The organism is Paraflavitalea soli (assembly GCF_003555545.1).
GTDB classification, from domain to species: domain Bacteria; phylum Bacteroidota; class Bacteroidia; order Chitinophagales; family Chitinophagaceae; genus Paraflavitalea; species Paraflavitalea soli.
This window is the reverse complement of the sequence record NZ_CP032157.1, coordinates 3,838,663-3,854,042: the sequence shown is the minus strand read 5'-3', so window position 1 is coordinate 3,854,042 and position 15,380 is coordinate 3,838,663. Positions and strand designations below refer to the sequence as shown.

The 15,380-nt window shown below is 47.6% G+C and carries 9 protein-coding genes; all 9 read left to right on the top strand.

What is annotated here, in order from left to right; all coding sequences use genetic code 11:
* Window positions 1-69: 69 nt before the first annotated feature.
* The 9 genes from D3H65_RS14105 (at window position 70) to D3H65_RS14065 (ending at window position 15,373) form a co-directional block, all read left to right on the top strand.
* The gene (locus D3H65_RS14105; RefSeq protein WP_245999747.1) at window positions 70-3,276 is read left to right on the top strand and encodes a SusC/RagA family TonB-linked outer membrane protein; all 3,207 of its coding nucleotides are present in this window, start codon (window positions 70-72) and stop codon (window positions 3,274-3,276) included.
* A gap of 26 nt (window positions 3,277-3,302) precedes the next feature.
* Window positions 3,303-5,204, top strand: a complete 1,902-nt coding sequence (locus tag D3H65_RS14100; RefSeq protein WP_119050921.1) for a RagB/SusD family nutrient uptake outer membrane protein — start codon at window positions 3,303-3,305, stop codon at window positions 5,202-5,204.
* A 29-nt stretch (window positions 5,205-5,233) separates the two neighbouring features.
* Window positions 5,234-5,941 carry a DUF3823 domain-containing protein gene (locus D3H65_RS14095; protein WP_119050920.1) on the top strand — a complete coding sequence of 236 codons (708 nt, stop codon included), beginning with the start codon at window positions 5,234-5,236 and terminating at the stop codon, window positions 5,939-5,941.
* Window positions 5,942-5,985: 44 nt separating this feature from the next.
* A complete protein-coding gene (locus tag D3H65_RS14090; RefSeq protein ID WP_119050919.1) occupies window positions 5,986-7,833 on the top strand; it encodes a glycoside hydrolase family 2 protein in 1,848 nt (615 codons plus the stop codon).
* A gap of 167 nt (window positions 7,834-8,000) precedes the next feature.
* A complete protein-coding gene (locus D3H65_RS14085) occupies window positions 8,001-10,076 on the top strand; it encodes a beta-L-arabinofuranosidase domain-containing protein (protein WP_245999746.1) in 2,076 nt (691 codons plus the stop codon).
* A gap of 16 nt (window positions 10,077-10,092) precedes the next feature.
* Window positions 10,093-11,142, top strand: coding sequence for a glycoside hydrolase family 43 protein (locus tag D3H65_RS14080; protein ID WP_119050918.1), 1,050 nt, complete (start codon window positions 10,093-10,095; stop codon window positions 11,140-11,142).
* 32 nt (window positions 11,143-11,174) lie between these two features.
* The gene (locus D3H65_RS14075; protein ID WP_119054514.1) at window positions 11,175-13,625 is read left to right on the top strand and encodes a glutaminase family protein; all 2,451 of its coding nucleotides are present in this window, start codon (window positions 11,175-11,177) and stop codon (window positions 13,623-13,625) included.
* 52 nt (window positions 13,626-13,677) lie between these two features.
* The gene (locus tag D3H65_RS14070) at window positions 13,678-14,337 is read left to right on the top strand and encodes a hypothetical protein (protein WP_119050917.1); all 660 of its coding nucleotides are present in this window, start codon (window positions 13,678-13,680) and stop codon (window positions 14,335-14,337) included.
* Window positions 14,330-15,373, top strand: coding sequence for a LacI family DNA-binding transcriptional regulator (locus D3H65_RS14065; RefSeq protein WP_119050916.1), 1,044 nt, complete (start codon window positions 14,330-14,332; stop codon window positions 15,371-15,373). Before D3H65_RS14070 ends, D3H65_RS14065 begins: the two co-directional genes overlap by 8 nt.
* Window positions 15,374-15,380: the final 7 nt, after the last annotated feature.

Below are 15,380 nucleotides of genomic sequence, written 5' to 3'. Positions count from 1 at the left end.
TCATTTTAAGAAGATCAGGTTATGCTGTGCAATCGTTTACATTGATTTTTAACTAACAATTACTGCTGTATGAAATCATCAATCAGGCGTCTCATGCCGGGTAATAACTGCAACAGGCTTCTCTTGCCTGTAAAAGTAAAGCTCCTTCCTTTTTTGCTGCTGCTATTTACCTTTTCGTATACCAGGGCCCAGGAAAAGATCAGCGTATCGGGCACCGTCATCGACAGTGCCGGCAAGGGCATTCCCGGCGTTAGTATTGCTGAGAAGGGTGCAAAGAATGTAGTAGTATCTGCCGATAATGGTCTCTTTTCCATCAAGGTGGCGAATGATAAGGCTGTACTGGTCTTTAGCTCCGTAGGGTATACTGCCAAAGAAGTGAATATAGGAACCCAAACCAGTATTACCGTAAGCCTTCAGGCCACCAATACCGATATGGGAGAAGTGGTGGTGATCGGTTATGGCGCCAGAAAGAAAGAGTCACTCACCGGTGCTATTTCTACCATCACCAGTAAGGACTTCGACCGCGTGCATGCGGGCTCCAATGTCAGTACAGGACTGGCGGGCAAACTACCCGGGGTAACATTTCGTATGCCCGATGGCCGCCCCGGCGCCTCGGCCAATATCCAGATCCGGAATATGGGTACACCATTGTATGTTATTGATGGTATCCAGCAGGATGAAGGCCAATTCAATAACCTCGCACCAAATGATATTGAAAGTATCACCGTATTGAAAGATGCTTCCGCTGCTATTTATGGTGTGCGTGCAGCCAATGGAGTAGTGGTGGTCACTACCAAAAGAGGCGCTACGGGCCGTAATAATGTAAACCTGAATGCATATACCGGATGGCAAACATGGTTCCGCTTTCCACATGTAGTTAATAATTCATACGATTATATGCGCTACCGTGCTGACGCGGAGATGAACAGCAATGGATCAACCAGTATTACGCCGGAAGAACTGGAAAAATATAAACAAGGTGAAAGTGCAGGCCCGCAATACCGGAGTTTTGACTGGCGCGATTATATACTGGCAGATCCTGCTCCCCTTACCTCCGCCAATATCAATATCAGTGGGGGCTCCGACAAAGTATCCTATTATGTGTCTGGCACCAACCTGCTGCAAAGGTCCAACCTCGGTAAAGAATACAGTTTCAACAGGTCCAATATACAATCCAATGTAACAGCTAAACTGGCCTCTGGCTTAAGGGTGGGCATGGACATCAACGGGCGCATCGAAACCAGGCGTAACCCTGGCGTGCCGGGTGGCGATGATTACTTCCTGGCCAGGCTGGCTGTTTTAAGGAATACGCCCCGGGAACGGCCTTTTGCCAATGATAATCCCGACTACCTGAATGATATGGGCGAACACCTCGAATCCAACTATGCATTTCTTAATGAAAAGATATCGGGTAAATTCCGCTCAGACTGGCGCGTGCTCCAAACTAATTTCAATGCCGAATGGCAGATACCTAATATCAAGGGCCTTACCCTGAAAGGAGTGTATTCGTATTATATAGCAGACCTCCTGCTGAACAACCAGGAATACACCTATAAAGCTTATACCTATGATCCGGCGACTGATAAATACAATGTTACTGGCGGCAGCACCAATCCCTGGCGCGAACGCGAACAGATAAAACAGGTCAATACAACCGCGCAGTTACAGGTCAATTACAACAGGGCCTTCGGTGATCATACCGTGGGAGGCACCCTGGTGGCAGAACGCCTGGAAACACGACGTCTTCGCAATTGGACCCACACCTCGCCCATATCCAATAGCCTGCCTTTATTGTATTTCCCCACCATGGACCAATACCAGGATTCGGACGATAAACAAAGCCGCATAGGCTATATCGGCCGGATCACTTATAGCTATGCTAACCGTTATTTCCTGGAAGCTTCAGCCAGGCGTGATGCATCTTATCTCTTTGCGCCAGATAAAAGAGTAGGTTATTTTCCAGGCGTGTCAGCCGGATGGAGAATTACAGAAGAACCCTTTTTCAAAAGCCTGGTAAAGGATTCCCGTATTATAACAGATATCAAGCTGCGGGCTTCTTATGGCCAGTTGGGTGATGATAATCCCAACAATAACCCCATCGTTCCGCCCTATGCCTATCTCGCAGGATACAATTATAACCAGGGCACCGCTGTCCTCGATGGCAATGCCGTTACCGTTTCAAGGGAAAAAGGCATTCCTACTACCAATATTTCCTGGCTTAAAAGCACCATCACGGATATTGGCCTCGACTTTAGCCTGCTGGATGGAAAATTATCGGGTACCATCGATTATTTCTACCGGAAACGTACGGGATTGCTGGGCAGTAAATACGACGTAATTGTGCCCGTTGAAATTGGCTATAACCTGCCTGCTGAAAACATTAACAGCGATGCTCAGCAGGGCGGCGAAATTTCGCTGGCCTATAGTGGAAAGGCTGGCGCCCTCACCTACAATATCGGCGGAAATATTGGCTACTCAAGGGCCAAAACCCTCAATTCCTACAAACCCCGCTTCTTTAATTCCCTGGACGAATACCGCAATTCCACCGAAAACAGGTATGCCAATATTGATTGGGGATATATTGTAGAAGGACAATTCCAGTCTTTTGAAGAGATCAATAATTATCCCGTAAACATCGATGGCAAAGGAAATCGCACACTAATACCGGGTGATCTGAAGTATAAGGACCTCAATGGCGATAATAAGATCGATAAGTACGACGAACGCCCTATAGGTTTTGGATATGGCAGACAACCCAATTTAAACTTCGGCTTTACCATGGGCGCAGCCTATAAAAATTTTGACTTCCATGCCGATTTTTCCGGAGCAGCTGGTTATACCTGGTCACAGTCATGGGAATTAAGGTGGGCTTTCCAGAACAATGGCAATTTAGCCAGCATTTTTACCGACAGGTGGCACCGGATCGATCCGCTGGACCTCAATAGCGCCTGGGTGCCGGGTAAATATCCTGCCAACAGGTACAATCCACAGTATACCCATAGCAACTACGAATTGAACGGACAACGCAATTCCTCTTTCTGGCTGCACAGCGTAAAGCAATTCCGCGCCAGGACCATCGAACTGGGTTATACCCTGGCTCCCGACCTTTTGAAAAGGATAAAAGTACAAAGGGCACGCTTTTATATCAACGTGTATAACCTGTTCTCAATAGATAATTTGAAAGAGTTTGACATTGATCCGGAAGTGATAGATGACAATGGTATCCAGTTTCCCCAGAACAGGGTTGTCAACATAGGTATTAATCTCTCTTTATAAATAGTATCCTCACACAAATGATTGCAATGAAAAAGATATTATCTATAACCATAGTTGCCCTGCTGCTGGGCGTGGCAGGTTGCAAAAAAGACAGTGAGTTCCTCGATATTCCACCCATACAAATATTACCCACCGATGTAGCTTTCTCTGATCCCGCCCTTGTACTCTCTATCCTGGGAGATCTATACAACAGGCAACTGGATATTTCAAGCCTCGACAATGGTTGGGCCAGTTTTACGGATTTCAGTGAAAGCTTTCCCTCTGAAAATGGGGCCGCTTATTTTGTGCAGCGCAATGGCTGGGGTTATGGAGAATGGAGCACCTGGGATTATGGCTATATCCGTGAACTGAACCTGTTCATCGAGCGGGCTACTGCTGCCACGGCGCTGACAGATAATGATAAAACACGCTTTATAGCCGAGGCGAGGTTCCTGCGCGCCAATTACTATTTTGAAATGGTAAAACGCATGGGTGGCGTACCTCTTATCACTGCCTCACAAACATATGATCCCAAAGGTGATGTTACAGCGCTGCAAACAGCGAGGTCAAAAGAATCGGAGATATATGATTTTGTCATTGCGGAGGCTGAGGCCATTAAAGATAAGCTACCCGCGGATGTTAATACAAAATCGAGGGCTTCCAAAGCTGCCGCACTGGCCATGGAATCAAGGGCAGCGTTGTATGCCGGTTCCATCGCAAAATATGGAGCCACTACCCCCGCTGTTTCATTGCCCGGCGAAGAAGTGGGTATCCCCGCTGCCAAAGCCAATGCCTATTATACTACCGCATTAAAAGCATCCAAAGAAATTATAGAGGGGGGTGCGGGCACTTACCAGTTATACAAGGTATCGCCCGATCTGTCTGATAATTTTGCCGCCATCTTCCTGGACAAAACGACTATTAACCAGGAATCTATTTTCATTGAAGATTTTAAAGTAGGTACCGACAAGGTACATAGTTATACCACCAACAACCAGCCTTACTCTATTTCTGATGAAGGAGGCGATGCCGGCCGTCTTAACCCATCACTCAACCTGGTAGAAGTATTTGAAAAGCTGGATGGTACTTATGCGCCCATTCCAACAACGGATGGCGGCGGTAATCCGATATACTACGATAACCCCTTGGATATTTTTGCCGGCAGAGATGCCCGCCTCGCTGGTACTGTACTGTTGCCCAATGGCCTGTTCAAAGGGAAACGGGTAGATATATGGGCCGGTTACCTGTTGCCAGATGGCAGTATCCTGAGTAGTGATGAAGCAGGTCAGTTGAAACCTTTACCGGGCACCACCACACCTGTACAGGTTGTAGGTAAAGATGGACCGGTAAATGGACTTGAGTTCAGAACACAATCTGGTTTTTATATACGCAAGTACCTGGACCCCGCCACAGGATCGGGCCGCCGTGGCCGCCGTAGCGATGTGGCATTCATCCGTTATCGCTTTGCTGAAATACTGCTCAATGCTGCTGAAGCCGCTTTTGAGTTGGGACAACCGGATATTGCTGCTGGCTATATGAATCAGGTACGCGCCCGTGCAGGATTGATCATACCACTCACCCCTGCCCAGATCACTTTTGACCGCATTGTTCATGAGCGCCGCGTGGAACTGGCATTTGAAGGCCATATCCTCTTCGATAGAAAGCGCTGGAGATTGGCCCATAAGGTATGGGACGGATCACCTACCTCCAGGACCGACCTGATCAGCAATATTGGTGTTGCCACCCAAAAGAGCACCCAACCCTGGGGCCTATGGCCTTATAAAGTATATAACCCGGCTGGTCCCAACAACGGTAAATGGATCTTCCGGGAAGTATTGCCTTCCAAGGTCACCGCCTCCAACCGGTTTCAGTTTGGCAATTATTATTCCTTTATCAACGACAATATAAGGGCGGCCAACCCCAAAATAGTAAGACAACCCAACCAGTAATAGTCTTTTATCCATATAATCATTCTGTTATGAAAATCATATTTCAATACATAGCGTTCATCCTGATCTGTGTTGCAGGAGTATCTTGTAAAAAGGATAACTATGATGAGCCTTCTTCCAGACTAACGGGCCGCATAGTATACCAGGGCGTAGCAATAGGTGTCGAAAACTACCAGGTACCCTATGAGCTCTACCAGTTTGGTTTTGGAAAAGTAGGGCCTATCGGATCTTCCTTCGGACAGGATGGAACCTTCTCTGCCCTTCTTTTTGATGGGGAGTACAAACTGATCGTTCCAAACGGACAGGGCCCTTTCTTATGGAAGAAAACTGCAGGTGGTGCGCCTGATACAATAACTATTAGCCTCAAAGGAAACCAGAACATGGACATTGATGTAATGCCTTATTACATGATCCGGAATGCTCAGCTAACCGGCGGAGCCGGACAGGTAAAAGCAGCGTTTAAAGTGGAGAAGATCATTACCGATGCCAATGCCAGGGATATTGAAAATGTTACCCTCTTCATTAACAAAACACAGTTTGTTTCCCGCGCTGATAATGAAAATATAGCCACAGCAGGTATTGATGGACCGGCCATTGTTGATCCCAACAATATTTCCCTTACCGTAACCGTACCTGGCATGACCCCGGCGCAGAATTATGTATTCGCCAGGATAGGGGTTAAGATTGCTGGTGTGGAAGACAGACTATATTCACCCGTTCAAAAAATCACATTCTGATAATTTCGGAATATATTTAAAGCATCAACCAATTTATCACTTTTATGCAAAGAGTACCCGTCCTCTTCTTATTGTTATTCCTCGCAGGTTACGTACAGGCACAGCAAAACTGGCAGGTAGTGCCGGGGCATATTACTACCCAGTGGTCTGCCAATGTAGATCCTGCCAATCCATTACCGGAATACCCACGCCCCCAACTGGTGCGGAAGAATTGGCAAAACCTCAATGGCCTCTGGCAATATGCCATTCTGCCCAAAGCCCAGGAAGAGACCATCCCGGCTTCTTTTGCCGGCAATATCCTGGTGCCGTATGCAGTGGAGGCAGCATTATCAGGTGTAGGAAAAACGGTAGGAAAAGACAGCGTACTCTGGTATAAAAAAGTGATCACCTTACCCGCTATTAAAAAGGGTCAGCAACTTATCCTTCATTTTGGCGCGGTAGACTGGCGCTGTACCGTATATGTAAATGGTAAAAAGGCAGGCACACACCAGGGAGGTTATGATCCTTTTTCTTTTGACATTACTGCTTTGCTCAAAAAAGGAAAAGAGCAGGAGATCGCGGTATCCGTATGGGACCCTTCCGATGAAGGTCCCCAGCCCCGTGGCAAGCAGGTAAAAAAGCCCAATGGCATCTGGTATACACCAGTAACAGGTATCTGGCAAACCGTATGGCTGGAAACCGTGCCCACCACCTATATCGTATCTACCAAACAAACCCCCGACATTGATACCAGATCACTCAGCGTTCAAACCAAAGTGGCCAATGCCCAAACCGGCGACCTGGTAAAAGTGACTGCTTTTGATGGAACAGCCAAACTGAGTGAATACACCGTTACTGCCGGTGAAGAGGTGAAAGTGGTGATCAATGATCCCAAATTATGGACGCCTGAAAATCCATTTCTCTATACACTTAAAGTGGCCATCCTCCGTGCCGGTAAGGTGGTAGATGAAGCAGACAGTTATTTCGCCATGCGCAAAATATCGATGGGTGTTGATGGCAATGGCGTGCAACGTATGTTGCTCAACAACCGTTTTGTATTCCAGTACGGCCCGCTCGATCAGGGCTGGTGGCCTGATGGATTGTATACCGCACCTACCGATGAAGCACTGAAGTTTGACGTAGTGCAAACAAAGGAAATGGGCTTCAACATGATCCGCAAACACGTGAAAGTAGAGCCTGCCCGCTGGTATTACCATTGTGATCAACTGGGTATGCTGGTGTGGCAGGATATGCCAAGTGGTGATCTGGGCGCCCGTTGGGAACCACGCCCTGCCGTAGAGGGTATTGGTTACGATATGGAACGCTCTGCGGAGTCGGAACAGATTTACCGTACCGAATGGAATGCCATTATGGAAAGCCTGCACAATTTTCCTAGTATTATTGCCTGGGTACCTTTCAATGAAGCCTGGGGACAGTTCAAGACCAAAGAGATCGTAAACTGGACCATGCAGAAAGATCCTTCCCGCCTCATCAATACCGCCAGTGGTGGTAATTTCCATGCAGCAGGACATATCATTGACCTGCACAATTATCCCCTGCCGGCCATGCCCAGTGTGGAGCTGTTTGGCGCTAAGTATGTCATTGTATTGGGAGAGTTTGGTGGCCTGGGACTGCCCCTCGAAGGACATACCTGGCAGGATAAGAACAACTGGGGATACCGCAGCTACAAAAACAAGGAAGAACTACTGACCAACTACTCCCAGCTCATTGATAAATTCCCTGCTTTGATCAAAAAGGGATTGTCGGCTGCTGTTTACACCCAAACTACCGATGTAGAGGTGGAAACCAATGGACTGATGACCTATGACCGGAAAGTATTCAAAATACCCGTGGCGAGCCTGAAGCAAGTGCACAATAAGCTATATGATATTAATCTCGTGACTATGAAATAAACGTTTGTCAGCCTGAGCCTGTCGAAGGCGTCTCAAGGGTGGGTCGCCCTCTAAGGGCGGCTCACCCTGATTTAAAGGAGCCTGTTGAAGGTTATTCTAGTGCGCCGTAGGTGCACCCCCTAAATTCCCGCAATGGACGTTGCGAAAAAACAAAAAAGGACCTTATAATGAATTTGAATACATGGCAAAAGAGTAAGAGACAGATTACCGGTTACTTGTCAATGATGGGCGTTGCCTTCACTACAATTGTACAGGCCCAGACGGGTTTGAAGGTAGAAACCCTGGACCGCCCTGATAATACCGCCCGCAACAATTTTTATGTGAGCAACAAAGCGCCTTTACAGCAACAGTATTTTATTAAACTACCTGTCACAGCGGTGAAGCCCGGCGGCTGGTTGAAGAAGATGCTGGAATTACAACGCGATGGCCTTACCGGCCACCTGGGAGAGATCAGTATCTGGTTGTCGCGCGAGGACAATGCCTGGCTGCACAAAGACGGCAAAGGAAAATATGGCTGGGAAGAATTACCCTATTGGCTCAAGGGATATGGCAACATTGGTTACATGCTGCGCGATGAGAAAATGATCACTGAAGCAAAGTTCTGGCTCAATGCAGCATTGGACAATCAACGGGAGAATGGCGACTTCGGCCCGCTGGTGACCCGCAATGGTAAAAGAGACCTATGGACCAATATGCCCATGCTCTGGTGCCTGCAATCTTATTATGAATATGCGAAGGACCCACGCGTACTGGCCCTCATGACAAAATACTTCAGGTGGGAACTTTCCCTGGCCGATGACCAGTTGCTGGAAGATTATTGGGAAAACAGCCGGGGTGGCGATAATATCTACAGCGTTTACTGGCTGTATAACCGTACCGGTGAGTCCTGGTTGCTGGACCTGGCTACCAAACTGCATAAGAACACCGCCAACTGGACGCAGAAAAATAACCTGCCCAACTGGCACAATGTAAATGTGGCCCAATGCTTTCGGGAGCCCGCCCAATATGCCATGCTCAGCCGCAATGAAAATGACCTGCGCGCCACCTACGACAATTTTAAACTGATACGTGATATCTATGGACAGGTACCCGGTGGATTGTTTGGCGCTGATGAAAATGCCCGCAAAGGATATGATGATCCGCGCCAGCTGGTAGAGACCTGTGGCATGGTAGAGCAAATGACATCCGATCAGTTCTTACTCTGGTACACAGGCGATACCAAATGGGCGGAGAATTGCGAGGACATTGCTTTCAATACGTTTCCGGCCGCCTTCATGCCCGACTACCGGTCATTGCGTTATTTAACAGCACCCAACATGGTGGTGAGCGATAGCAAGAACCACGCACCCGGCATCGACAACAACGGCCCCTTTCTGATGATGAATCCTTTTAGCAGCCGTTGTTGCCAGCACAACCATGCTGCGGGTTGGGTGTATTATGCAGAAAACAGCTGGATGGCCACTCCCGATAATGGATTGGCCGCACAGTTGTATGTAGAAGGAACAGTAACAGCCCAGGTGGGCAATGGCAATAGCGTTACCATCGTCGAGAATACACATTATCCCTTTGAGGAATCGGTGGGCTTTACGATCAGGGCAGCTAAGACCACTGCCTTTCCTTTATACCTGCGTATTCCCGAATGGTGTAAAGCGCCTGTGGTAAAAGTGAATGGCAAATCGGTCACGCTCCAGGCTTCACCGGGCGGTTATGTAAAGCTGACCAATGCATGGAAAAATAATGACCGCATTTCCCTGGAGCTTCCCATGGAATTACAACTCCGCACCTGGGATAAGAATAAGAACAGCGTAAGCATTAATCGTGGGCCTATTACCTATTCCTTGCAGATCAAAGAACGGTATGAGCAAAAAGACAGTAAGGCAACAGCTATTGGTGATTCCAAATGGCAGGAAAATGCCGATCCTGCGAAGTGGCCTTCATTTGAAATATACCCCGCTTCCCAATGGAACTATGGCTTGCTATTGAATGAACAACCTTTAGACAAAACATTTACAGTAATAAAGAAAAGCTGGCCGAAGGACAACAACCCTTTTACGCTTGGCGGTGCGCCTATCGCCCTGAAAGCAAAAGGAAAGCAGATACCTTCCTGGACCATCGACCAATATGGACTTTGTGGCCTGTTGCCGCAAAGCCCTGTGGCGACTACTGAACCGGTTACAGAGCTCACCCTGGTTCCCATGGGTGCCGCCCGGTTAAGGATTGCCTCTTTTCCGGTAGTACAATAAGATAAAGCATCAGTACATGAGCAGCAAGATCGTTTTCATATGGTTATTCGTTTTCGTCGCAGGTAGAGGAGCGCTGGCCCAATCAACCAGCGCCTCCTTCTCCAATCCATTATTGCCTTCCGGTGCTGACCCTTTTTCCTTTTACAAGGATGGCTTTTACTACTACACCCATACTACCGGTAACCGGGTGGACCTGTGGAAGACACAAAACCTCGCAGACCTGAAGACAGCCCAACGTACCATTATTTTCAAGCCTCCACCCAATACCGCTTACTCCAAACAGCTGTGGGCGCCGGAGATACATTTCCTGCAGGGAAAATGGTACGTGTATTTTGCAGCAGATGATGGACGCAACGAAAATCACCGGATGTATGTATTGGAAAACGAGGCTGCCGATCCCATGCAAGGCAGCTGGACCTTCAAAGGTAAAGTCGCAGACCCCACTGATAAATGGGCCATCGATGGCGATGTATTTACCTGGAAAGATCAGCTGTACATGATCTGGTCCGGATGGGAGGGAGATACCAACGGACAGCAGGATATCTATATTGCAAAAATGAAGAATCCCTGGACGATTGAAGGCAACCGGGTCAGGATTGCTGCGCCACAGTTTGACTGGGAAAAACACGGCGATCTGCACGATGCCAATAATCCACCCCACGTAAATGTCAACGAAGGACCACAGGCATTGATACATGGCAACCGCCTCCACATTATTTTTTCTGCCAGTGGCTGCTGGACAGATTTTTATGCATTGGGTGTACTCAGTTTCACCGGTACAGACAATTTACTCGAAGCAGCCAGCTGGAAAAAGCACCCGGAGCCTTTCTTTAAGCAATCAAAAGAAAACGGCGTGTATGCGCCGGGACATAATTCATTTTTCAAATCACCGGATGGTAAGCAGGATTGGATCCTGTACCATGCCAACAATGCACCGGGACAGGGTTGTGGCGGGCATCGCTCACCGCGAGCCCAGTTATTTACCTGGGATAAAGATGGTATGCCTCAATTTGGAGAGCCTGTTCGCGAAGGCATACCACTTCCGGTGCCCACAGGAAGTAAATGACAATACCTAATAATTACAACAGGATGAACAATATGAAAAAAGCACTGGCAATTGGTTTAGCAACGATACAGTTAAGCAGTACAATGGCACAGGAAATGCGTGCACCTGCATACCCGCTGATCACACATGATCCTTATTTTAGTGTATGGTCTTTCTCCGATCAGCTGAATACTTCCCCTACCAAACATTGGACCGGCGCCGATCAATCCATGTTGGGATTGATTGAAGTAGATGGCGTCGTCTATCGTTTTATGGGTGCTACGGAAAAAGTGTACAATACCGTACTACCTGCGTCGGACGAAAAGCCCTACCAGGTGACTTATACAGAAAGTGAACCATCCGGCAACTGGATGACTACTGCTTTCAATGACCAGTCATGGAAAAAAGGCGGAGCGCCTTTTACTGATGATAAAAGCAGTGCGGCTACCTTGTGGAGAAGCAAGAACTTATGGGTACGCCGGGAGTTTGTATTGGATCAAACCAACTTCAATGATCTCCTGCTGAAGATCAACCACGACGATAATGCAGAAGTATACCTCAACGGTGAAAAGATATACAGCTATGTCGGCTGGCTGAATAAATTTCAATACTTCCCCATACCCGAAGCTGCTAAACGCAAACTGGTAAAAGGGAAAAATGTATTGGCCATCCATGTAGCCAATACAGCGGGCGGCGCCTGGCTCGATGCAGGCATTGTCAACGAACCAAAAGTACAGCCGGGGGGAAATATTAAGCTCGCCACCCAGGAGTCTGTTACAGTAAATGCTACGCAAACCATTTATCAGTTTACGGCAGGTAAGGTAAAGCTTGGTCTTACTTTTACCTCCCCGCTGCTGCCGGACAACCTCGATCTCTTATCAAGGCCTGTTACCTATGTTACCGCAAAAGTGCAATCCAATGATAAAGCTAAACACCGTGTACGATTGAATTTTGGTGTTTCTTCCTCCCTGGCTACCAATACAGGCGCCCAGGAAGTAAAGGCAGAGCGATACAATGCCAATAACCTGTCTATTCTTAAGACGGGTACTATTGAACAACCAGTGCTTAAAAAGAAAGGCGATGACCTGCGCATTGATTGGGGGTACCTGTATGTAGCTGTGCCCAGCGATTTCTCAACCGGGCAATTTGTATCGACTTCCGGTGAAGCAGTAAATGCATTTAATATTACCTCTGCAAGGTTGGGTGCTCCGGTGAAACGGGAAGGCAAACAACTTATGTTGAACACCCTCCTTGCTTATGGTGCTGTTGGTAATACTCCCGTAGAAAAAATACTCCTGATAGGGTATGATGATCTGTATGCCATACAATACTTTGGCCAGAACTTAAAAGCCTGGTGGGCACAGGATGGAAGGACCATCGACCAGGAGCTGGCGCAGGCCGCAGCCGACTATACAAGTGTGATGGAACAATGCGATCAGTTCAATAAGAAATTATACAATGAAACCCTGAAAGCAGGAGGTGAGCAGTATGCCCAACTCTGTGAACTGGCTTATCGCCAAAGCGTGTCAGCCCATAAAGTACTGAAAGACCCCCAGGGCGAGATCCTTTTTTTATCAAAAGAGAATTACAGCAATGGCTGTATCAATACCGTAGATGTTACCTACCCGTCTGCACCCTTGTACCTGGCCTATAATCCTGAGTTATTAAAGGGAATGCTCAATGGCATCTTTTATTACAGTGAAAGCGGCAAATGGGCCAAGCCTTTTCCCGCACACGACCTGGGTACCTACCCCCTGGCCAACGGGCAGTTGTATGGGGAAGACATGCCTGTGGAAGAAGCAGGTAATATGATCATCCTTACAGCAGCTATTGCCAAAGCGGAAGGCAATGCCAATTATGCAAAGAAACATTGGAATACACTCACTACCTGGGTGGGCTACCTGGTGAAGGATGGTTTTGATCCTGCCAACCAATTGTGCACCGATGATTTTGCCGGTCACCTGGCGCGCAATGCCAATCTTTCTGTAAAAGCCATTATGGGTATTGCCGGTTATGCTATGCTGGCAGAACAACTCGGCGATGCTGCAACCGGTAAAAAGTACCATGATACAGCTGTGGCCATGGCCCAACGCTGGATGCAGCTGGCGGACGATGGAGATCATTATACACTGGCATTTGACCGTAAAGGTACCTGGAGCCAGAAATACAACCTGGTATGGGATAAATTACTCCGCCTGAATGTATTCCCAAAAGAAGTATATGAAAAAGAAATAAAATATTACCTCGCCAAACAGGAAGCCTATGGATTGCCCCTCGACAGCCGCAAAACATATACTAAATCCGATTGGATCATGTGGACAGCTACCCTGACCGATAACCAGCAGGATTGGAATGCATTTATACAGCCTTTGTATAAATATGCTGCTGAGTCCTCCAGCCGGGTACCCTTAAGCGATTGGCATGAAACGACCAACGGCAGGCAGGTAGGTTTCCAGGCGCGGAGCGTAGTAGGCGGCTACTTTATTAAGTTGTTGGATAAGTAGGAGGTAGTACTTATATTGAGCGTTGGGAATGCCCAATAAAACATCATTATTTATGAAGAAGTTACTGCTCCTGCCCTTGTTGATGGTTGGATTATATGCTGCCGCTCAAACGCCCAACCAGATACAGGGTGTATTCGTAACCCACTATGTGTTTGATAAGTTTTACCCGGGTAAGGTATACCTGAAATCAGGCGAAGCGTCCGATCGTTCACTGAATTATAATGCACTTACCCGCGAAATGATCTTTGAGAATGGCGGTAAATACCTGGCTATAGCCAATGTTGAAACGGTTGATTCAGTAGTTATTTCGGGCCGCCGGTTTATTGTCGGAGATAAAAGATTCTATGAATGGATCGCTGGTAAAACTTATCCATTGTTTGCTGATTATGTAAGCAACCTGCAGGATGAGGGCGTCAATACTGGGTATGGTAACAGTAACACTGCGGCTGGTCATTCCCTGAAAGCGATCATCGGCAGTGGTATGGTGTATGCCCTGAAATTGCCGGAAGACTACAAGGTTATTTCAAAAGTGATTTACTACGCTTATAAGGATAATGAATACCATAAGGTCAACAATGCCCAACAGCTTAGTAAGCTTTATCCCGATAAAAAGGCCATCATCAACGAATTGGTTAAGAGCAACCGTACTGATTTTTCAAAGCGGGAAGACCTTGCCAGACTGATAACACATCTTGAAACAAGCCATGAGTGAACCTGCGATCAGAACAACGATCCTTGATATCGCACGCGCGTTGAATGTGGCAGCAGCTACCGTATCAAGGGCGTTGAATGATCATCCGGCCATCAGCAACGCTACCCGCGAAGCGGTAAAGGAGGCTGCCAAAAGGATGAATTACCAGCCCAATAAGATCGCTTCTTCCCTGAGGCTGGGCAAGTCAAAGATCATTGGCGTCATCATTCCCAGTGCAGAGATCAATTTCTTTGGTTCTGTGATCCATGGCATTGAAAAGGTGGCCAGCAAAAATGACTACAATGTACTGATCTATCAGTCCAATGAATTATATGAACTGGAAAAAAAGGCCGTACAAACATTTCTCCGTTCGCGGGTAGATGGCGTATTGGCCTCTATTTCCAAAGAGACCATCAACCTGGGACATTATGCCGATCTGAAAGGAAAGAATGTTCCCCTGGTATTATTTGACAGGGCCAATGATTCCCTGCAGGTTCCTGCGGTGGTAGTCAATGATTACCAGGGTGCTTTTAATGCTACCCGGCATCTTATTGAACAGGGCTGCCGCCGCATCGCCCATATCGGCGGCCAGCAGCATGTGACCAATTTCAACCAACGCCTGCGTGGTTATATCGACGCATTGAACGTACACAATATAGCCGTGGATGATGACCTTATTGTATATGGAAAAGTAAGCATAGGGTCAGGCAGGGAATGTATGAAAGGACTGCTGCCCAGGCAACCGGATGCTGTATTTGCTGTGGAGGATTTTACTGCCCTTGGCGCCATGCAAACCATCAAAGAGGCTGGCCTCAGCATTCCCGGAGATGTTGCCATTATCGGCTTTGCCAATGAACTATTTAGTGAATACCTTACTCCGTCCCTGTCTACCGTAAATCAACAGACCGTGCGCATGGGCGAAGAAGCCGCCGGACTGTTCTTCGAAGTGCTGAACAAAAAAGTATCCTCCAGGGTCCCGCCCCGTAAACTCATCCTGGAACCGGAGATCATTTGCCGCCAATCCACTGCACTGCCTGCCAATTATCGAAGGCCCTGAGGAGCCG

Excerpts from the sequence above, each read along its gene's own strand:
- D3H65_RS14065 (WP_119050916.1), top strand. The coding sequence starts at position 14,330 with ATGAGTGAACCTGCGATCAGAACAACGATCCTTGATATCGCACGCGCG.
- D3H65_RS14075 (WP_119054514.1), top strand. The coding sequence starts at position 11,175 with ATGAAAAAAGCACTGGCAATTGGTTTAGCAACGATACAGTTAAGCAGT.
- D3H65_RS14090 (WP_119050919.1), top strand. The coding sequence starts at position 5,986 with ATGCAAAGAGTACCCGTCCTCTTCTTATTGTTATTCCTCGCAGGTTAC.
- D3H65_RS14100 (WP_119050921.1), top strand. The coding sequence starts at position 3,303 with ATGAAAAAGATATTATCTATAACCATAGTTGCCCTGCTGCTGGGCGTG.
- D3H65_RS14070 (WP_119050917.1), top strand. The coding sequence starts at position 13,678 with ATGAAGAAGTTACTGCTCCTGCCCTTGTTGATGGTTGGATTATATGCT.
- D3H65_RS14095 (WP_119050920.1), top strand. The coding sequence starts at position 5,234 with ATGAAAATCATATTTCAATACATAGCGTTCATCCTGATCTGTGTTGCA.
- D3H65_RS14105 (WP_245999747.1), top strand. The coding sequence starts at position 70 with ATGAAATCATCAATCAGGCGTCTCATGCCGGGTAATAACTGCAACAGG.
- D3H65_RS14080 (WP_119050918.1), top strand. The coding sequence starts at position 10,093 with ATGAGCAGCAAGATCGTTTTCATATGGTTATTCGTTTTCGTCGCAGGT.
- D3H65_RS14085 (WP_245999746.1), top strand. The coding sequence starts at position 8,001 with ATGAATTTGAATACATGGCAAAAGAGTAAGAGACAGATTACCGGTTAC.